This is a genomic window from Pseudomonas sp. A125, assembly GCF_055409485.1.
Map to the genome: position 1 here is coordinate 127,754 of NZ_JBUZVP010000004.1, position 19,255 is coordinate 147,008.

18 protein-coding genes and 2 pseudogenes are annotated in these 19,255 nt (G+C 60.9%); 12 read left to right on the forward strand and 8 right to left on the reverse strand.

Features of this window, described 5'->3' with window-relative positions:
• Both ACZRN6_RS07330 and ACZRN6_RS07335 read right to left on the reverse strand, forming a co-directional pair.
• A complete protein-coding gene (locus tag ACZRN6_RS07330; RefSeq protein WP_322142881.1) occupies nt 1-423 on the reverse strand; it encodes a phasin family protein in 423 nt (140 codons plus the stop codon).
• A gap of 104 nt (nt 424-527) precedes the next feature.
• Nucleotides 528-803, reverse strand: a complete 276-nt coding sequence (locus tag ACZRN6_RS07335; RefSeq protein ID WP_017478217.1) for a polyhydroxyalkanoic acid system family protein — start codon at nt 801-803, stop codon at nt 528-530.
• A 143-nt stretch (nt 804-946) separates the two neighbouring features.
• Between ACZRN6_RS07335 and ubiE the strand changes: the two genes are divergently transcribed.
• The 12 genes and pseudogenes from ubiE (at nt 947) to ACZRN6_RS07395 (ending at nt 11,062) form a co-directional block, all read left to right on the forward strand.
• A complete protein-coding gene (gene ubiE, locus ACZRN6_RS07340; RefSeq protein WP_003209306.1) occupies nt 947-1,717 on the forward strand; it encodes a bifunctional demethylmenaquinone methyltransferase/2-methoxy-6-polyprenyl-1,4-benzoquinol methylase UbiE in 771 nt (256 codons plus the stop codon).
• A complete protein-coding gene (locus ACZRN6_RS07345; protein ID WP_322142880.1) occupies nt 1,717-2,340 on the forward strand; it encodes a ubiquinone biosynthesis accessory factor UbiJ in 624 nt (207 codons plus the stop codon). The genes ubiE and ACZRN6_RS07345 overlap by 1 nt, the downstream gene beginning before the upstream one ends.
• Nucleotides 2,337-3,941 carry a ubiquinone biosynthesis regulatory protein kinase UbiB gene (gene ubiB, locus ACZRN6_RS07350; protein WP_322142879.1) on the forward strand — a complete coding sequence of 535 codons (1,605 nt, stop codon included), beginning with the start codon at nt 2,337-2,339 and terminating at the stop codon, nt 3,939-3,941. Before ACZRN6_RS07345 ends, ubiB begins: the two co-directional genes overlap by 4 nt.
• Before the next feature lie 41 nt (nt 3,942-3,982).
• Nucleotides 3,983-4,375 carry a phosphoribosyl-AMP cyclohydrolase gene (gene hisI / locus ACZRN6_RS07355; RefSeq protein WP_010169173.1) on the forward strand — a complete coding sequence of 131 codons (393 nt, stop codon included), beginning with the start codon at nt 3,983-3,985 and terminating at the stop codon, nt 4,373-4,375.
• 2 nt (nt 4,376-4,377) lie between these two features.
• On the forward strand, nt 4,378-4,710 hold the full coding sequence (locus ACZRN6_RS07360) for a phosphoribosyl-ATP diphosphatase (protein ID WP_322142878.1): 333 nt from the start codon (nt 4,378-4,380) through the stop codon (nt 4,708-4,710).
• A gap of 25 nt (nt 4,711-4,735) precedes the next feature.
• Nucleotides 4,736-5,014, forward strand: coding sequence for a twin-arginine translocase TatA/TatE family subunit (locus ACZRN6_RS07365; protein WP_017478213.1), 279 nt, complete (start codon nt 4,736-4,738; stop codon nt 5,012-5,014).
• Nucleotides 5,015-5,024: 10 nt separating this feature from the next.
• Nucleotides 5,025-5,465, forward strand: coding sequence for a Sec-independent protein translocase protein TatB (gene tatB, locus ACZRN6_RS07370; protein WP_464007582.1), 441 nt, complete (start codon nt 5,025-5,027; stop codon nt 5,463-5,465).
• On the forward strand, nt 5,462-6,253 hold the full coding sequence (gene tatC / locus ACZRN6_RS07375) for a twin-arginine translocase subunit TatC (protein WP_322142876.1): 792 nt from the start codon (nt 5,462-5,464) through the stop codon (nt 6,251-6,253). The genes tatB and tatC overlap by 4 nt, the downstream gene beginning before the upstream one ends.
• Nucleotides 6,250-6,957 carry a 16S rRNA (uracil(1498)-N(3))-methyltransferase gene (locus ACZRN6_RS07380; RefSeq protein WP_464007583.1) on the forward strand — a complete coding sequence of 236 codons (708 nt, stop codon included), beginning with the start codon at nt 6,250-6,252 and terminating at the stop codon, nt 6,955-6,957. The genes tatC and ACZRN6_RS07380 overlap by 4 nt, the downstream gene beginning before the upstream one ends.
• A gap of 108 nt (nt 6,958-7,065) precedes the next feature.
• Nucleotides 7,066-8,124: pseudogene (locus ACZRN6_RS07385) on the forward strand (methyl-accepting chemotaxis protein); the annotation flags it as partial.
• Between the two features lie 144 nt (nt 8,125-8,268).
• Nucleotides 8,269-8,982: a methyl-accepting chemotaxis protein gene (locus ACZRN6_RS07390; RefSeq protein ID WP_464007674.1), complete on the forward strand. Its 714-nt coding sequence runs from the start codon at nt 8,269-8,271 to the stop codon at nt 8,980-8,982.
• A gap of 172 nt (nt 8,983-9,154) precedes the next feature.
• On the forward strand, nt 9,155-11,062 hold the full coding sequence (locus ACZRN6_RS07395) for a methyl-accepting chemotaxis protein (RefSeq protein ID WP_464007584.1): 1,908 nt from the start codon (nt 9,155-9,157) through the stop codon (nt 11,060-11,062).
• 3 nt (nt 11,063-11,065) lie between these two features.
• On the opposite strand, the gene ACZRN6_RS07400 is transcribed toward ACZRN6_RS07395, so the two are convergent.
• The 6 genes and pseudogenes from ACZRN6_RS07400 to ACZRN6_RS07425 all read right to left on the reverse strand — a co-directional run bounded on the left by ACZRN6_RS07400 (nt 11,066) and on the right by ACZRN6_RS07425 (nt 19,253).
• Complete coding sequence (locus tag ACZRN6_RS07400; protein ID WP_088423043.1) at nt 11,066-11,800, reverse strand: amino acid ABC transporter ATP-binding protein; 735 nt, start codon at nt 11,798-11,800, stop codon at nt 11,066-11,068.
• Nucleotides 11,793-12,752 carry an amino acid ABC transporter permease gene (locus ACZRN6_RS07405; RefSeq protein ID WP_464007585.1) on the reverse strand — a complete coding sequence of 320 codons (960 nt, stop codon included), beginning with the start codon at nt 12,750-12,752 and terminating at the stop codon, nt 11,793-11,795. The genes ACZRN6_RS07400 and ACZRN6_RS07405 overlap by 8 nt, the downstream gene beginning before the upstream one ends.
• 139 nt (nt 12,753-12,891) lie before the next feature.
• Nucleotides 12,892-13,689, reverse strand: coding sequence for a transporter substrate-binding domain-containing protein (locus tag ACZRN6_RS07410; RefSeq protein ID WP_167662980.1), 798 nt, complete (start codon nt 13,687-13,689; stop codon nt 12,892-12,894).
• Between the two features lie 218 nt (nt 13,690-13,907).
• Nucleotides 13,908-14,711: a transporter substrate-binding domain-containing protein gene (locus ACZRN6_RS07415; protein WP_464007586.1), complete on the reverse strand. Its 804-nt coding sequence runs from the start codon at nt 14,709-14,711 to the stop codon at nt 13,908-13,910.
• Between the two features lie 234 nt (nt 14,712-14,945).
• A pseudogene (gene mdoH / locus ACZRN6_RS07420) lies at nt 14,946-17,521 on the reverse strand (glucans biosynthesis glucosyltransferase MdoH); the annotation flags it as partial.
• Nucleotides 17,514-19,253: a glucan biosynthesis protein G gene (locus ACZRN6_RS07425; RefSeq protein ID WP_322142870.1), complete on the reverse strand. Its 1,740-nt coding sequence runs from the start codon at nt 19,251-19,253 to the stop codon at nt 17,514-17,516. The gene ACZRN6_RS07425 and the pseudogene mdoH, both read right to left, overlap by 8 nt.
• Between the last annotated feature and the right edge of the window lie 2 nt (nt 19,254-19,255).

Below are 19,255 nucleotides of genomic sequence, written 5' to 3' on the forward strand. Positions count from 1 at the left end.
TTAGTGTTTACGCGCGACACGTTCGAGCAATGCCGTCAGCTCATCGAGCTTAGCAGAGAGTGTCTCCACGTCATGTTTAGACGGAATGCCGATCCGATTCAAGGCACTTCCAACACGACTATCAAAAGCGCTTTCAACTTTATCCAGTTGTACTTCGACTCGGCCTTTGACGCCGAAGACTTCGCTCTTGACTTGATCAATCTGACTGTTGGCGGCATCAAGTTGTTCACTCACAACTTTTTTGCCTTTGCTTTCAACATGTTGACCAGTCTTTACGAGTTCCTTGAAGTACTCGGCGCCCTCGCTGCCGACCTTGGCATAAGCCCCCAAACCGGCCAGCCAGATCTTGCGGGCATAGGATTTAACGTCGGTCAGGGCGTTAGTTCCGGTAGCAATTTTTTTCTTCAAAATAACTTTGGCCATGGTGCACCTCACGCATAAAGGGGGGAGGAACTGCCCACAGAAGTTGAGGGCGTGGGCACAAAGTAGGCAGAAAAATTAGAATCGGCACCCTAAGAAGGTCGTAATCAGGCCAGGGCTTTATCCAGCGCCTTCTCGATTTCGGACTTGATGGTGCCACTCATGGCCGACATCAACAGGCCGAGTTCGACTTCAATCCGCAGGGAATCTTCAGCCACTTTCACCGTGCCTTTAACGCCCGAGCGTTTGAGATTCAGTGTGTCGCCGGCCCACGAAGACTCCAGGCCATATTGATCCTTGAGTTTGCTCGCCAACTTGTCGGCTTTTTCGCGGGCAGCGTCTTTGCCCAGTGTATGAGCACGTTCAACCTGTATACGGGCCATTTGAATGACTCCTCGTTATAGAGACTTGCGGACCTGCCATGCGGCAAAAGGTCTCGGTGGCCACCTATCTTACCTTCAGCCTTGCCAAGACAAAGCATGCCTTGGGGATTAGAATGCCCCCATTCTCTTTTGGTGACAGCGATATGACTGATCAGCGCAAAGGCAGCGATGCCGAACCCACCACTCACTTCGGCTTCAAGAACGTCCCGGAAAGCCAGAAAGCGGAAAAAGTCGCCGAGGTGTTCCATTCGGTAGCCGCCAAGTACGACTTGATGAACGACGTGCTGTCCGGCGGCATGCACCGCCTGTGGAAGCGCTTCACCATCGAGTTGTCGGGCGTACGCACCGGCAACCGCGTACTGGATATCGCCGGCGGCACGGGCGACCTGGCCGCCAAGTTCTCCAAGCTGGTGGGCCCCACCGGCCAAGTGGTATTGGCCGACATCAACGGCTCGATGCTCAAGGTCGGGCGGGACCGCCTGTTGGACAAAGGCGTGGCGGGCAATATCGAGTTCGTCCAGGCCGACGCTGAAAAGCTGCCGTTCCCGGACAACCATTTCGACTGCGTGACCATCGCCTTCGGCCTGCGTAACGTGACCCACAAGGAAGACGCGCTGCGCTCCATGCTGCGCGTACTCAAGCCCGGCGGTCGCCTGCTGGTGCTGGAGTTCTCCAAGCCGACCAACGCGCTGATGTCCAAGGTCTACGACACCTACTCGTTCGCCTTCATGCCGTTGATGGGCAAGCTGATCACCAATGACGCCGAAAGCTACCGCTACCTGGCCGAATCGATCCGCATGCACCCGAACCAGGAAACCCTGAAGTCGATGATGGTAGAGGCCGGTTTCGACCGGGTGACCTACCACAACATGACCTCGGGCATCGTCGCCCTGCACCGCGGCATCAAGCCCTGATGCTGTTCGCAGGCCTTCTCGCCAGCGTTGAACACGGCCTCAACCGTGTGCTGCGCCTGGACAGCACCGCCCTGGCGCGGCTGGCGCACCTGAACGGCAAGATCATCGCCGTCGATTGCACGAGCCCCGCCTTGCAGCTGTTTATCCTGCCCAGCGATGAAGGCCTGTTGCTGGCGACCCACTGGGCCGCCGACGCCGACTGCACCCTGCGTGCTTCCGGTTCAAGCCTGCTGCGCCTGGCTCTGAGCGGGAACAAGACGGCGATCCTCCACGGCCCGGACGTGGAACTTGAAGGCGACAGCGCGGTGCTGATGGACCTGGCCGCCGTGCTGCAGGACCTGGAACTGGACTGGGAATACGAGCTGTCCCGCTGGCTCGGCCCGGTGGCCACGCAACTGATCAGCGGTCACCTGCGCAGCCGCACGCGCTGGTACCAGCAGGGTTTTGCCAGCCTGAACCAGAACCTCGCCGAATACCTGAGCGAAGAATCGCGCACCCTGGTCGGACAACGGGAAGCGCAAGCGCGTTTTCGCGAGCTCGACCAGGCCAAACTCGACCTGGAACGACTTGAGGCGCGCTTCGAACGCCTTAGCCGCTCCCTTGATTCAAGCGATAACGCATGAAGCTGCTCGCCGTCCGCCGTTTGTTTCGTATCCAGCGCGTCGTAATCCGCTACCGCCTCGATGACCTGCTGTTCGCCCTGCCGCTGCCGTGGTTTCTGCTGGCGGTGCGCTATGTGCTGCCGTGGCGCTGGTTCCCGCGCAAAACCCTCGACCTGAGCCGTGGCGCACGCCTGCGCCTGGCGTTGCAGGACCTGGGGCCGATCTTCATCAAGTTCGGGCAGATCCTCTCCACCCGCCGCGACCTGTTGCCCGAAGACATCGCCGACGAACTGATGCTGTTGCAGGACCGCGTGCCGCCGTTCGACTCGCAACTGGCAGTTACGCTGATTGAAGAACAGCTGGGCAAGAAGATCAGCGAAGTGTTCAGCCGCTTCGACATCGCGCCGCTGGCTTCGGCCTCGGTGGCCCAAGTGCACGCCGCGCAGCTCAAAAGCGGCGAAGAAGTGGTGGTGAAGGTGATCCGCCCGGGCCTCAAGCCGATCATCGGCCAGGACCTGGCGTGGCTGTTCATCCTCGCCCGCGCCGCCGAGCGTTTCTCGGCCGATGCGCGCCTGCTGCACCCGGTGGACGTGGTGCTGGACTACGAAAAAACCATCTACGACGAACTCGACCTGCTGCGCGAAGCGGCCAACGCCAGCCAGCTCAAGCGCAACTTCGAAGGCTCGCAACTGCTGTACGTGCCGCAAGTCTATTGGGACTGGTGCCGCCCGAAAGTGCTGGTGATGGAGCGCATCTACGGCGTGCAGGTCACCGACCTCGCGACCCTGGCTGACCAGCGCACCGACATGAAGATGCTCGCCGAGCGCGGTGTGGAGATCTTCTTCACCCAAGTGTTCCGCGACAGCTTCTTCCACGCCGACATGCACCCCGGCAACATCTTTGTCAGCACCGTGAACCCGTGGAGCCCGCAGTACATCGCGATCGACTGCGGCATCGTCGGCAGCCTGACCCCGGAAGACCAGGATTACCTGGCGCGCAACCTGTTCGCCTTCTTCAAGCGGGACTACCGCCGCGTGGCGCAGTTGCACATCGATTCGGGCTGGGTACCGGCTGAAACCAAACTCAACGAATTCGAAGCGGCGATCCGCACCGTGTGCGAGCCGATCTTCGAAAAACCGTTAAAAGATATTTCCTTCGGCCAGGTGCTGATGCGTCTGTTCCAGACGGCGCGGCGCTTCAACATGGAAGTGCAGCCACAGCTGGTTCTGCTGCAAAAGACTCTGCTGAATATCGAAGGCCTGGGCCGCCAGTTGTACCCGGACCTCGACCTGTGGAACACCGCCCAGCCGTTCCTTGAACGCTGGATGCGTGACCGTATCAGCCCGAAAACCCTGTTGGGCAACCTGCAAAGCCAGGTCGAGCAACTGCCGCACCTGGCCAACATGACCCGCGACCTGCTGGAGCGCATGTCCCAGCCCCACGCCAAGGACCCGCCGCCGCCATGGCACAAGCGCAAGGACGACTGGTTCCTGCGCCTGCTGGGCGCCGCGCACCTGGTGGGCGGTACGATACTCGCCGCCGGTGGTCCGCTGAATGAACTGGGCCATTGGCCGGCTGGCATTATGGTCGCCGTGGGCGTGTATCTGATCGTGCGTCGATAGCCAATCCGGTTATACACTGTCGCAAATTGCCGGAGCCGAAAATGAAAGACTGGCTGGACGAGATCAAGTGGGACAGTGACGGCCTGGTGCCGGCCATTGCCCAGGACTACAAGACCGGGCGTGTATTGATGATGGCCTGGATGAACCGCGAGGCCCTGAGCCTCACGGCCGCCGAGAACCGCGCCATCTACTGGTCACGTTCGCGTGGCAAACTGTGGCGCAAGGGCGAAGAGTCCGGGCACGTGCAAACCCTGCACGAGATGCGTATCGACTGCGACGCCGATGTGGTGATCCTCAAGGTCGAGCAGATTGGCGACATCGCCTGTCACACCGGCCGTCACAGCTGCTTCTACCGCGTGTTCGAGAACGGCGAGTGGAAGACCGTCGAGCCCGTACTCAAAGACCCGCACGCTATCTATTCGGCAGGACACTGAACATGAGCGATACCCTGAACCGTGTGGCCCAGGTGCTGGAAGACCGCAAGGGCGCGGCAGCCGACAGCTCCTACGTCGCCAGCCTGTACCACAAGGGCCTGAACAAGATTCTGGAAAAACTCGGCGAAGAGTCCGTCGAGACGATTATTGCTGCCAAGGACGCGCAAATCAGCGGCGACTGCAGCGACGTGATCTACGAAACTGCCGACTTGTGGTTCCACAGTCTGGTCATGCTCGCCCAACTGGGGCAGCATCCACAGGCAGTGCTTGATGAACTGGACCGTCGCTTCGGCTTGTCCGGGCATGCCGAAAAGGCCTCGCGCCCGTCCGCCTGACCAACTTTTACAGAGGAATTGCAGCATGGGCATTTTTGACTGGAAACACTGGATCGTCATTCTTGTGGTCGTTGTGCTGGTGTTCGGCACCAAGAAACTGAAAAACCTCGGCACCGACGTTGGTGAGTCGATCAAGGGCTTTCGCAAGGCCATGAACGACGACGAAAAGCCTGCCGACCCGGTCGTCAACCCGGTGCCACCGGCGCAGCCTGTACACCCGCAGGCTACTCAGCCGATCACTGAACGTCGCACCTTCGACGTACAGGCCGAGCACGTCAAAGAGCAGAACCAAAAAGACTCGTGAGTACTGAATAATGTTTGGTATCAGCTTCTCTGAACTGCTCCTCGTCGGCCTCGTGGCCCTGCTGGTACTGGGGCCGGAACGCCTGCCCGGTGCCGCGCGCACGGCCGGCCTGTGGATCGGGCGCCTGAAACGCAGTTTCAACGCCATCAAACAGGAAGTTGAACGGGAAATAGGCGCCGACGAGATTCGCCGGCAACTGCACAACGAACACATTCTGTCGTTGGAGCAGGAGGCACGAAAGATTCTCTCTCCGGTGCAGGAAACGCCCAAGCCGGTTGAACCGGTGGCCGAGCACTCGATTGCGCCGCCCGCCGCACCGGCGCCGGTCGTTGAGCCCGTGCATGCCGCCGAGCCTGCGCCCGCCGCGCCAGTGACCCCGACCGAACCCGCGCCGACGCCTGCCGTGTCGCCCGCTCCCCACGACCCTACATTGCCGCCGCGAGCCCCATGAGCGCTGATAAACCGGAAACCGACCAGCACATGCCACTGGTCTCGCACCTCACCGAGTTGCGCACCCGCCTGCTGCGTTGTGTCGCGGCGATCTTCATCATCTTTGCCGGGCTGTTTGCCTTCACCCAGCAGATCTACACGTTCGTCTCCACGCCGCTGCGCAATTACTTGCCGGCTGGCGCGACGATGATCGCCACCGACGTGTCCTCGCCATTCCTCACGCCGTTGAAGCTGACGATGATGGTCTCGCTGTTCCTGGCGATCCCGGTGATCCTGCATCAGATCTGGGGCTTTATTGCGCCGGGCCTGTACAAGCATGAGAAACGCATCGCCGTGCCGCTGCTGGTGTCGAGCATCCTGCTGTTCTACACCGGCATGGCCTTCGCATACTTCCTGGTGTTCCCGTTGATCTTCAAATTCTTCGCCGCCGCGACGCCGGCCGGTGTGGAAATGATGACCGACATCACCAGCTACCTCGATTTCGTGATGACGCTGTTCTTTGCCTTTGGCGTGGCGTTTGAAATCCCGGTGGCCGTGGTGCTGCTGGTGTGGATCGGCGTGGTCGACGTCAAGTACCTGAAGAAGATCCGCCCGTACGTGGTCATCGGCTGCTTCGTGGTCGGCATGATCCTGACCCCGCCGGACATCTTCTCCCAGACCCTGCTGGCCGTGCCGATGTGGATGCTGTTCGAGATCGGCATCCTGTTTGGCAGCCTGGTGAGCAAGCGTGGCGACCACCCGGATGACCAACCCGCCGACGACGACCAGCCGCCAGCGACCCAGCCGTGAACCTGCTGCTGCTTGAGGAGGCCGACTTTATCGCGGCCGACCGGGTGGTGCTGCGTGATCGGCGCCTGGTGCATATGCAGGAAGTCCACCGCGCCGCCGTTGGCGACAGCCTGCGTGTCGGACGCATTGGCGGGTTGATGGGTAATGCGCAGTTGCAGCGCCTGGAAGACCGTGAAGCCGAGCTGCAAGTCACCTTCGACCAGCCGCCGCCGGCCAAGCTGCCCCTGACCTTGCTGTTGGCCCTGCCCCGCCCGAAAATGCTGCGCCGGGTGCTGCAAACCGTGGCGTCCATGGGCGTGCCACGGGTGGTACTGGTGAACAGCTATCGCGTGGAGAAGAGCTTCTGGCAGACGCCGTTCCTTGAGCCGGAAGCGATTCGCGAGCAACTGATCCTCGGCCTGGAACAGTCCCGGGACACGGTGCTGCCCGAGATCGTGATCGAAAAACGCTTCAAGCCGTTCGTCGAAGACCGCCTGCCCGCCCTGGCGCAAGGCACCCTCGGCCTGGTTGGCCACCCGGGCGACTATCCGCCCTGCCCACGCGGGCTGGATGAGCCGGTCACCCTGGCCATCGGGCCGGAAGGTGGCTGGATTCCCTACGAAGTGGATTTGTTGGCCAAGGCCGGGTTGCAGCCGGTGCAACTGGGCGCTCGCATCCTGAGAGTCGAAACTGCCGTCACCGCGTTGCTCTCAAGACTCTTCTAAACCCCACAGCAAGCTCCCTCGCCACAAATACATTCGTCCTACAGAAAGATCCCAGCCAGCCGATACGCTCTGAATAAGTCCAAGCCTTGTTCCAGGGGAGTTCGCAGCATGTATCGTTGGTTAGCCGAGAAACTGGGGAATGTCAGCGTCAACCGTAAGCTGGGCATAGGCTTCGGCCTGGTGCTGCTCCTGACGCTATTGATCACCTTCACCGGCTGGACGGGCCTGAGCGGCGTGATCAGCCGTGGCGACAAGCTGGGCTACATCTCCAGCCTCAACGCGCTGACCAAGGACCTGCGCCTGGCGCGCCTGGACTTCGAAATGCGCCGTGGCGAACAAGGCACCAGCGCGGTAAACGACCTGATCACCCAGCTGGACAGTGGCCTGAAAACCGCCGCAGACCTGATCGAGCAACCCGACGACAAACTCGTGGTAGAGCAGCAACAGGATGCCTTGGGCCAATATAAAAAGGCCTTCGGCGCCATGGTGCAGGCCGGCCTCAAGCGTGAAGGCGCCCGCAGCAAACTGGGCGATACCGCCGACAACGCCGTCGCAAAAATCAACGAAGTGGAAAAATCCCTGCTGCAAGGCGACAGCGTCATCCTGTTCAACAGCGTGGTCGACCTGAGCAAACTGATCCAGCAGGCGCGCTTCCAGGTGCGCGGCTACACCTACAGCGCCAAGGTCGAGGCCGAACAGCCGGCGCTGGATGCCATCGACAACGCCCTGAAAAAAATAACCACCCTTGGCGACCAGTTGCCCGAGCAATACCGGGCGAACCTGCAAGAGGCCAGCGTCTCGCTGCAGGCCTACCGCGCTGCCGTGAGCCAGTACCGCAACTCCCAGGTGGCCAGTGCCGCCGCGATGAAAATCATGGGTGAGCAAGGCGATATCCTGCTCGACCGCAGTAACAAGCTCACCACTTCGCAAACCGTGGTGCGTGATACCGATGCCGCCCACGCCAAGAACCTGTTGCTGCTGGCCACTGCCCTGGCGCTGGCCTTCGGCATACTTGCCGCCTGGGCCATTACCCGGCAGATCGTCATCCCGTTGAGCCAGACTCTCAAGGTGGCCGAGCGTGTAGCGGCGGGCGACCTCAGCCACAATTTGATCTCCGAACGCCGCGATGAGCTGGGCCAGTTGCAACGGTCCATGCAGAGCATGACCGTGGGCCTGCGGGAACTGATCGGCGGCATCAGCGACGGTGTCACCCAAATTGCCAGCGCCGCCGAGCAACTGTCGGCGGTCACCGAACAGACCAGCGCCGGGGTCAACAGCCAAAAGGTCGAGACCGACCAAGTGGCCACCGCCATGAACGAAATGGCCGCCACCGTGCAGGAAGTTGCGCGTAACGCCGAGGAAGCTTGCGAAGCGGCTGTAGCCGCTGACCAGCAGGCCCGTGAAGGCGACCGGGTGGTCGGTGAGGCCATCGCCCAGATAGAGCGCCTGGCCGGCGAGGTAGGCAACTCTACCGCGGCCATGGGCCATCTCAAGCGCGAGAGCGACAAGATTGGCAGCGTGCTCGACGTGATCAAGGCCGTGGCCCAGCAAACCAACCTGCTCGCCCTCAACGCGGCGATTGAAGCGGCGCGTGCCGGCGAAGCCGGGCGTGGTTTTGCGGTAGTGGCCGATGAAGTGCGCAGCCTGGCCCAGCGTACCCAGAAGTCCACGGAGGAAATCGAAGAGTTGATCGTCGGCCTGCAAAACGGCACACAGCAAGTGGCAACCATCATGGACAACAGCCGCGGCCTCACCGACAGCAGCGTCGAGCTGACTCGCCGGGCAGGTAATGCACTGGGCAACATCACGCGCACAGTGTCGGCCATTCAGGCGATGAACCAGCAGATAGCCACCGCCGCCGAGCAACAAAGCGCCGTGGCCGAAGAGATCAACCGCAGTGTGCTCAACGTGCGGGACGTTTCCGAACAGACGTCGGCGGCCAGCGAAGAGACCGCCGCTTCCAGTGCCGAGCTGGCGCGCCTGGGGGTTTACCTGCAAAGCCTGGTAGGTCGCTTCAAGGTTTGACCCGCTTGCGGCGGCCATCAGGGCCGCCATCCTGACAACTTGTGAAATTTCCTACGCGTTTTTCAGGTCGTGGATTACACACCTGGCGCCGAATAAAAGTAGCGTTTCAACTCCCCTGACCGTTGTCAGCCGGACGCTTGAGACGCGCCTTTTGATTCGTTGGAGGTTCACCATGTTTCGTCCACTGACCCGCCTGCTGGGAAACATCAGCATCAGCTTCAAACTTGCCCTGGGCTTCGGCCTCGTGCTCAGTCTAAGCCTCATGATCGCGGCCACAGGCTGGCAAGCCTTGAACGCCTCTCTTGATCGATCACAAAAACTCACGATCCTCTCGCAATTGGCCGTCGTCGGCGAAGAGTTGCGCGCTGATCGTATTGTCTATCGCACCCTGAACGACCCGGCCAGCCTGGCAAAGATAGGCTTGCACATGGACAGGATCGACCAACATCTGGTGGATCTTTCCCCGAGGTTTACCGACCCGGTCAACCAACAACAATTGCAGGAAAGCCGCCGCTTTGTCACCAGTTTCAAAACCGCCTTGAGCGGCCTGGATGGCCTGATCAAACAACGCGAGAACGCCCGCGAACAGCTCAAGCGCAGTTCTGTCCAGAGCAGTGACAGCCTTTCTGAACTGTCCAGCAACCTGCCCAACCAAGACGATGAGAAAGCTCTCGACGCCGTGGAGCAATTGCGCCAGGCCATGGAGCAAGCCGAAGACCGGGCCCTCAGCCCCGTCTGGGCCGCCGCCTCACTGGACGCTTATGCCAACGCCGTGAATGACGCGCTGGTGGCACTCGGTGGCGCTCAAGCCGTTGTAGACACACTGCCGGTTGATGCCAGCGCCCTGAAAAACGTCCTGCTCGACTATAGGACTCAACTGACACGCCTCAAGGATGCCCAGCTCTCCACCGAAACCATCCAGAACCAGCTTGAGCAGTGGCTGGATCAGTTGCTCAAGGAAAGCGACCTGCTGGGCCAGGACCAAACCGCCAAGCGTGACAAGGAAGCCAGCCTCGCCCGCACCGTGCTGCTCAACGTCACTGGCGCCGCGCTATTGCTCGGTATCGCCGCCGCCTGGCTGATTGCCGGCCAGATCGTCGCGCCGCTGCGCCAGGCCCTGCACGTGGCCAACCGGATTGCCGAAGGTGACCTGAGCCACCACATCCAGACCTCGCGCCAGGATGAACTGGGGCAGCTGCAACGCAGCATCGGGCAAATGACCCTCAACCTGCGGGGCTTGATCGGTGGCATCGGCGACAGCGCCCGACAGATCGCCAGCGCCGCCGAGCAATTGTCGGCCGTCACCGAGCAGACCCGCGCCGGGGTTGACGGCCAGAAGCAGGAAACCGAACAAGTGGCCACCGCCATGAACGAGATGCTTGCCACTTCCCAGGAAGTCGCGCGCCATGCCGAGCAAGCCTCATTGGCCGCCACCGAGGCCGATCGGCAGGCGGGCCAGGGTGATCGGGTGGTGGCTGAGGCCATTGCCCACATTGAGCACCTGGCCCAGGAGATGGCCCGTTCAAGCCAGGCCATGCAAGGGTTGCAACAGGAGAGCCGGAAGATCGGCAGCGTGCTGGAGGTGATCAAGTCGGTGTCGGAACAGACTAATTTGCTGGCCCTCAACGCCGCGATCGAAGCGGCCCGCGCCGGCGAGGCAGGCAGAGGTTTTGCCGTAGTCGCCGATGAAGTGCGCAGCCTGGCGCAACGCACCCAGCAATCGGCCGAGGAAATCGAGGAGTTGATCAGCGGCCTGCACCGGGGCACGCAACACGTCGCCGATATCATGGACAACAGTCGCAGCCTCACCGACAACAGCGTGCAACTGACCCGCCGCGCAGGCGATGCGCTGGCTGGCATCACCCGCACTGTGTCAGTAATCCAGGAGATGAACCCGCAGATTGCCGCTGCCGCAGAGGAACAAACAGCGGTGGCCGAGGAGATCAACCGCAGTGTGCTGAAGGTCAAGGATGTGTCAGAACAAACCGCAGCCGCGAGTCAGGAGACGGCGGCGGCCAGTATCGAACTGGCGCGCCTGGGTTCGGACTTGCAGGTGTGGGTGGGCAAGTTCAAGGTCTAGCCGTTACAACACCTGACGCAGGAAGGCTTGGGCCCGGGGGTCCTTCGGCGCATCGAAGAATTGCGCCGGAGCGGCGTCCTCCAGCAGTTTGCCGTGATCGAAGAACAGCACACGGTCGGCCACCTCCCGGGCAAAACCCATTTCATGGGTGACGCAGACCATGGTCATGCCTTCCAGGGCCAGGGTTTTCATCACGTCCAGCACTTCGCCGACCATTTCCGGGTCCAGCGCCGAGGTAGGCTCGTCAAACAGCATCACCTTGGGCTCCATCGCCAGCGCGCGGGCAATTGCCACCCGCTGCTGCTGGCCGCCGGAAAGCCGCGACGGGAACTCGTTGGCTTTTTGGGCGATGCCGACTTTTTCCAGGAGTGCCAGGGCCTTGGCCTCGCGCTCTTTCTTGCCGCGCTTGCGCACGACTTTTTGCGCCAGGCACAGGTTTTCGAGCACGGTCATGTGGGGGAACAGGTTGAAGTGCTGGAACACCATGCCGACTTCACGGCGGTAGGCGTTCACGTCGGTTTTCGGGTCTGCCAGTTGCAGGCCGTCGATGCTCACCGAGCCCGAATCGAACTCTTCCAGGCCGTTAAGGCAGCGCAGGAACGTCGACTTGCCGGAACCGGACGGGCCGATTACCACCAGTACTTCACCCTTGGCCACCTGGGTGGTCACGTTGTCTACCGCGCGCACTACGTGGCCACGGGTGTCGAAGACTTTTACCAGATCGCGGACTTCAATCACTTTGCGCGAGCCTCCGCTCAAGCCGGCTGGCGATTTTCGACAGCGGCAGGTTGATCAGCAGGTACAGGCCTGCGACGCAGAACAGGATTTCAAACGGCGAGAATGAGGTGGTGATGACCTCGCGGCCGCTTTTGAGCAGTTCGGTAATCGCGATCACCGACACCAGCGACGTATCCTTCACCAGGCTGATAAATTGCCCGGCCAACGGCGGCAGCACGCGCTTGAAGGCCTGCGGCAACACCACATGGCGCATCGACTGGCCAGCACTCAGGCCCAGGGACCGCGCCGCCTCGTTTTGACCACGGGTAATCGATTGCACACCGGCGCGGATGATTTCCGCCACGTAGGCACCGGTAAACAGCGACAGCGCGGCAATCCCGGCAAACTCCCGCGACAGGTTGAGCACCGTGCCGATGAAGAAATAGAAAATGAATATCTGTACCAATAGCGGCGTGCCGCGCACCAGTTCGACGTAGATCGTCGACAGATCGCGCAAAGTCGGGTTATTCGACAAGCGACACAACCCGGTCGCCAGGCCGATCAGCAGCCCGAGCACACCAGACACCACTGACAGCCACAATGTGGTCCACAAGCCCCACAGCAACGGCCCCGCGGCCCAATGCCGGGTGACGCCGACCACATCGCCCTCGGCCACATCATCGCCCTTGGCCACTTGCAGGCTGTTCTCGGCCACGCTCAGGTGCTGTTCGTTGCCCTCGTCATTGCGCAGGGTGACTTCAGCCACATCGCCCTTGCGCACTAGCTCGCTGACGGTGGAAATTTCCGACGCACGCTGGGACTCTTCGGCCTGGTAGACGAAGTACTGCGGCACGCGGTTCCAGCGCCATTCGTAAGACATCAGGGAGGTGGCGTAGTAGAGCGCACCGGCCAGGCCGACCAGTACCAGCATCGTCAGCAGGTGCCAGGGCCATTGGGCTTTTTTCTGTTTCATTTCAGGTTCCGGGATGTGTATCGCCTGGCAGGCCCTCATCGCGGGCAAGCCCTGCTCCCACATTTGAACGCATTGTCAGGACTGACATCGATCAATGTGGGAGCTGGCTTGCCTGCGATGAAGTCGACGCGGTATCGCGTTATTCCATGTCCTTGAGCCACTCGGAACTCTTGAACCACTTGTCATGGATACGATCGTAGGTGCCGTCGTTGCGGATCTGGTGCAGGAAGTTGTTGATGAAGTTGATGCTGTCGTAGTCGCCCTTCTTCAGGCCGAACGCCAAGGGCTCAAAGGTGAACGGCTGGTCGAGGAACACCAGCTTGCCGGCGCCCACCTTGTTCACCGCCACCACGTTGTACGGCGCGTCATAGACGAAGGCGTCAGCTTTGCCGTTGACCACGTCCAGCACAGCTTCCTGCTCGTTGTCATAGCCGTGGTACTTGGCCTTGGAGATCAGCTTCCTGGCGACCATCTCGCCAGTGGTGCCAAGCTTGGAGGTCAGGCGGTACTTCTCGTCGTTCAGGTCTTTGTAGGACTTGATGGTGCCCTCCAGTTCCTTGCGGATCAGCAGCGTCTGGCCAACCACAATGAACGGTTCGCTGAAGTTCAGGCGCAGGTTGCGTTCCTGGGTCAGGGTCATGCCGCTGCCGATCATGTCGAACTTGTTGGTCAGCAGGGCCGGAATGATGCCGTCATAGCCGGTGGAGATTGGCTCGAACTTGACGCCCATGGACTTGGCCATGGCCTTGAGGATGTCGACTTCAAAACCGATGATTTCACCGCGCTTGTTGGTCATCTGGAACGGCATGTAGGTCGGGTCCATGCCGACTTTCAGCGTACCGCGCTTGACCGCATCATCGATGGCGCCGGCATGGGCTGCATTGACCGCCACCAGTGCGGTGACGCCCAGCAACAGCATCGAAAGATACTTTTTCATCATCAAGTCCCCTGAACTCATTTCTTGTGAGGTCGGCGCGCAAAAGGGCTGCACCATTTCGGGGTGCGATCCTAACCCACTCACCGCCTGGCACAAAGGTTTCGCCCCGATTTGTTGCCAGGGGATGACAGAAAAGCCCCACAACTGTGCAGAAAACGGTACAGCTAGACACGTCACCGCATTGGCCAGCCAATCGATTGATGTGTAAGCAGTTATGACTACCGATCGATTGCCTGCATCCAGTCCGTGTCCTTGAACCACTTGTCGTGCAGCCGATCGTAGGTGCCATCCTGGGCCACTTGGTTAAGGAAATGATTGATCCAGTTGAGGCTGTCGTAATCACCTTTTTTTACACCGAACGCCAAGGGCTCGTAGGTGAAGGGTTGCTCCAGCGCCAGCAGGGCACTGTTTTGGGGCTTGCCGATGGCGATCAGGTTATAGGGCGCATCATGGATAAACGCGTCGGCCTTGCCCTCCACCACCTGGCGAACGCCTTCTTCAGGCGTCGGAAAACTGCGCAGCCGTGCAGCGCCGAGGAACCTTTTCGCCGCCGCCTCACCTGTCGTACCTTCGGCGGCCACGATGCGGTAACCGGCTTCGTTCAAGTCCTCGATGCTCTGGACCTTGTCAGCCAACCGAGGGTTCAGCAGTACAGTCTGGCCGACGATGATGAACGAATCGCTGAAATTGAGGGTCAGGTTGCGCTCCTGCGTCACGGTCATGCCGCTGCCGATCAGGTCGAACCGGTTGGCCAGCAGGCCTGGGATCAGGTCGGTATACGGCACCGAAACCAGCTCCAGCCGGACCCCCAGCGCCTTGCTCATCTGCCGCAACAGATCGATTTCAAACCCGACGATACGGCCTTCCTTGTCGGTCATTTCGAAGGGGACGTAGGAGGGATTGGTACCGACTTTCAGCACGCCCCGCCGGACGGCTTCGTCTATGGCCCCGGCGTGCGCCAGGTAACCGTGGGAAAACGTGACGATGCCGAGCAGCAGCATCGACAAATACCTTTTGATCATGAAAAGCCCCTGTTCCGTTAAGCACCCGCGCACCGAGCCACGCATACGTACGCGTAAACCAGGGGCATCGAGTCAGATTTTGGGGGCGATGCTAACCCACTCGCAGGCACGGCAATACGCTTTGGCGAAGGGTCTTTTGTTTCGAAATAACAAGAAGTTAGCGGGATGAAACAGAAACGAAAAACAGCGTAGGACGGTGACCAAAACGCCCCCGAGGCGAGACCTCGGGGGCGTCGGAATCAGGCCGGTTGAGCCTGGGACGACAGCGGTTTCAATGGCAGCAACGGCGCATGCGGATCGGCCTTGACCGATTCGCGCCAGGCACTGAGCCACTGCTCGTGACCTTCGCTCCACACCTGCTCATGCAAGCGTGCGAGGGCGACCGGATCACTGAGCAACGCCAGGCGCTCGCCGTTGGTGAGGCCGGCCGGGCCGACTTTCACTGCATGGCGAACCCGCTCCACACGCAACCATTCAATCGGCTCCGCCTGCCCGTGACGGGAAGTCGCCAAGGCGCACGCCAGGGCGTTCTGCTGGGGATCGACCACTGCCCGCACAAAGCCGTCGTTCAACGCATGCCAACGGTTTTCGTGGGTGTACTTGTCGGTCGAAAGCAGCGCTTGGGGTGGGTTGTATTCCTCGGGGATCAAAAACAGGCTTTCGTCGCGAGACTTGAGGCCCAGCTTGACCCGGCTGGAAATCACCGACACCGGGATCGACAGCATCAACGAACCCACGATCGGCACCAGCCACCACAGGAAGCTTGGGTTCAACCACACCACCAGCAGTGCCCAGAAGAAACCGAGCAAGGTCTGCGGACCGTGGCGCTTGACCGCCTCGCTCCATGGCGTGGAGTCATCGTCGCGCTGTGGCGAGTTCCAGGTCGCGGCCCAGCCAAGGAACGCGGCGAGTACGAAACGGGTGTGGAAGATCATCCGCACCGGCGCCAGCAACATGGAGAACAGCATCTCCAGCAGCATCGACAGCGTGACCTTGAACTTGCCGCCGAACTCTTTCGCGCCCTTGGCCCAGATCAGGATGATGCTCAACAGTTTAGGCAGGAACAGCAGCACGACGGTGGTGGAGAACAGCGCTACCGCCTTGTCCGGGTGCCATTGTGGCCACAGCGGGTATAGCTGGCGTGGCGCCATGAAGTACTGCGGTTCCATCAGTGTGTTGACCGCCAGCAAGGCCGTCGACAGCACCAGGAAGAAGAACCACAACGGCGCCGACAGGTACGACATCACGCCGGTCAGGAACACCGCACGGTGCACCGGGTGCATGCCTTTGACCAGGAACAGGCGGAAGTTCATCAGGTTGCCATGGCACCAGCGACGGTCACGCTTGAGTTCGTCCAGCAGGTTGGGCGGCAGTTCTTCGTAGCTGCCCGGCAAGTCGTAGGCAATCCACACGCCCCAGCCGGCACGGCGCATCAGCGCAGCTTCAACAAAGTCGTGGGAAAGGATTGCACCGGCAAACGCACCTTTACCCGGCAACGGCGCCAGGGCGCAGTGCTCGATAAACGGCTTCATGCGGATGATCGCGTTGTGGCCCCAGTAGTGGGATTCACCCAACTGCCAGAAGTGCAGGCCAGCGGTAAACAGCGGGCCGTACACCCGGGTGGCGAACTGCTGCATGCGCGCATACAGGGTGTCCATGCCCGACGCACGCGGCGCGGTCTGGATAATCCCGGCATCCGGCGTGGCTTCCATCAAGCGCACCAGGCTGGTCAGGCATTCGCCGCTCATTACGCTGTCGGCGTCGAGCACCACCATGTACTTGTAGTCACCGCCCCAGCGACGGCAGAAGTCGTCGAGGTTGCCGCTCTTGCGTTTGACGCGACGGCGACGGCGGCGATAGAAGATCTTGCCAAACCCGCCAGCATCGCGGCACACGTCGAGCCAGGCCTGCTGCTCGGCGATGCAGATATCGGCCTCGTTACTGTCGCTGAGGACGAAAAAGTCGAAACGATCCAGGTCACCGGTGGCGGCGACCGATTCGAACGTCGCGCGCAGGCCGGCAAATACCCGAGGCACGTCTTCGTTGCAGATCGGCATGACCAGCGCGGTGCGGGCATCTTTCGCAATCGGCTCGTTACCGGCACTTTTACCGGAGATACGGTATTTATCGTGACCAGTGAGCAATTCGAGGAAGCCCATCAGCGCGGTCCAGAAACCGGCCGAAACCCAGCAGAACAGAATCCCGAACAGTACCAGGATGCTGGTTTGCAAGGCGTAAGGCAGTACTTGGGTTGCGGTTTGCAGCAGGGTCTGGTTGCGGATCTCGTCAAAGTCGACGAACGACCAGCCCTGGTACGGCATGATGCCTTTCATGTACCAGCCGGCGACGATCGTCTGGCCGAGCATCAGCACCAGCAGGATATAGCGACGGATCGAACCGACGGTGCGCCAGCGGGCAGCCGGCAGCACACGTTCATCTTTGGGCGGGGCCGGTGGGTTGGTGCGCCCGGTCAGGCGGCGCCAGCCACGCACCAGGATATTGGTGCGCCACGGCTCAGGCACGACCTTGGTCCGACGGATCGGCGGCGTGGCCTTGAGGCAAACCCGGCCACTGGCGTCGAGCGCCAGCATTTCGGCGTCTTGCAGCTCTTCGGCGGTGTTGAGGGTCAGCCGGGCGCCTACCGACGCTTGGGCAGCGTCGGCAGGTGCGTCGAACGTGGACGATGACAGGCGCTTGTGCAATTCACTGAAGGAGTCGCAGCCCGCCAGCTCGGCGCGCTGCTCGTCGGTCATCGGTAGATGCGCCAGGTACTCGGCAAGAGTCTCTGGCTGGACTTGAGAATTACTCATCGGCAGGCAACTGATAGCTCCAGGTTTCGGTCAGGACTTGCTCTGTCTTGGCCGGCTCCGGTGTGGCTGGGGCCGCAGCTTCTGGCTGCTTGGCATCCTTGTCTTTCGGGTCTTTCTTGGCCGCCTTCTCGTGTTGCTTGGCCAGGAGCTTGTCGGCCTTGAGCACTTGGGTCGAAGCCTTCTCGGGCTCCGGCGCCACAATGTCCTGGACCAGGGCGGCACGCATTTCAGTCGGCTTGCCCGCGTCCTTGATCTTCATGCGCAGAGTCAGGCGCCAGCCTTGGGTGTGCGGGTTGTAGCGCACGCTGTTTTCAACGATTTCGGCGTTGTCGCCCACGCTGACCTGGCTGCGCACCGGAGCATCGGCCGGCAGTTTCTTCAGGGACGGGCCCTCGAAGTCCACCAGGTAAGCCACGCTGCCGTCTGGCTGGCGGATCAGGTTGGATTGCTTGACGTCGCCGGTGGAACGCAGGGTCTGCTTGACCCAGGCGCTTTCTGGCGAATGGAACTCGGCGTCTTTCAACGTCCAGTGCAGGCGGTAGGCGACGTCCAGCGGCTTGCCCGGCTCCGGCAAAGTTTCCGGGCTCCAGAAGGCAACGATGTTGTCGTTGGTTTCGTCGGCGGTCGGAATCTCTACCAGGTCGACGGAGCCCTTGCCCCAGTCGCCATCGGGCTCGATCCAGGCGCTTGGGCGCTTGTCGTAGTTGTCGTCGAGGTCTTCGTAGTGGCTGAAATTACGACCGCGTTGCAGCAGGCCGAAACCACGCGGGTTTTCCACGGTGAAGTTGCTGACCGACAGGTGTTTGGGGTTGTTCAGTGGGCGCCAGATCCACTCACCATTACCGGCATGGATCGACAGGCCGCTGGAATCGTGCAGCTCGCGACGGTAGTTGAGGACCTTGGACGGCTGGTTGGCGCCGAACAGGAACATGCTGGTCAGCGGGGCGATGCCCAGCTTGGTCACCTTGTCACGCAGGTACATCTGGGATTTGACGTCGACGACGGTGTCGGTGCCAGGGCGCAGGATCAGGCGATAAGCGCCGGTGGCCCGTGGAGAATCCAGCAGGGCGTAGATCACCAACTGCTTTTCACCCGGCTTTGGACGCTCAATCCAGAACTCGGTGAAACGCGGGAACTCTTCGCCAGACGGCAAGGCAGTGTCGATCGCCATGCCACGGGCCGACAGGCCGTAGACCTGGTCTTTACCCACGACGCGGAAATAGCTCGCGCCGAGCATGGTCATGATTTCGTCTTGCTTGTCGCCCTTGTTGATCGGGTACAGCACACGGAAGCCGGCATAACCCAGCTGTTCGGTGGCCTTGGGATCAAACTTGACGTCGCCGAAATCGAAACGAGCCGGGTCGTACTTGATTTCCTGGACGCTGTCGGCGGTGACTTCGTTGATTTTCACCGGCGTGTCGAAGTGCATGCCCTGGTGATAGAAGGACAGCTTGAACGGGGTGTTTTGATCGGCCCACTCGGCTTTTTCGTTGCGGAAACGAATTTTCTGGTAGTCAGCGAATTTCATTTCGCGGAATTCGTTCGGCAAATTGCTGCGCGGAGCTTCGTATTTCTGCCCGGCCAGCTCTTTTGCCTTGGCCGACACATCGTCCAGACTGAATGCCCACAGTTGACCCGCGCCGAACAGGCAAAACAGGGCAGAGCCCGTTACCAGTGCGTTTCGTAACCGTTTGGCAGACAATTTTGGTGCATTACAGGGACTAACAATCACGA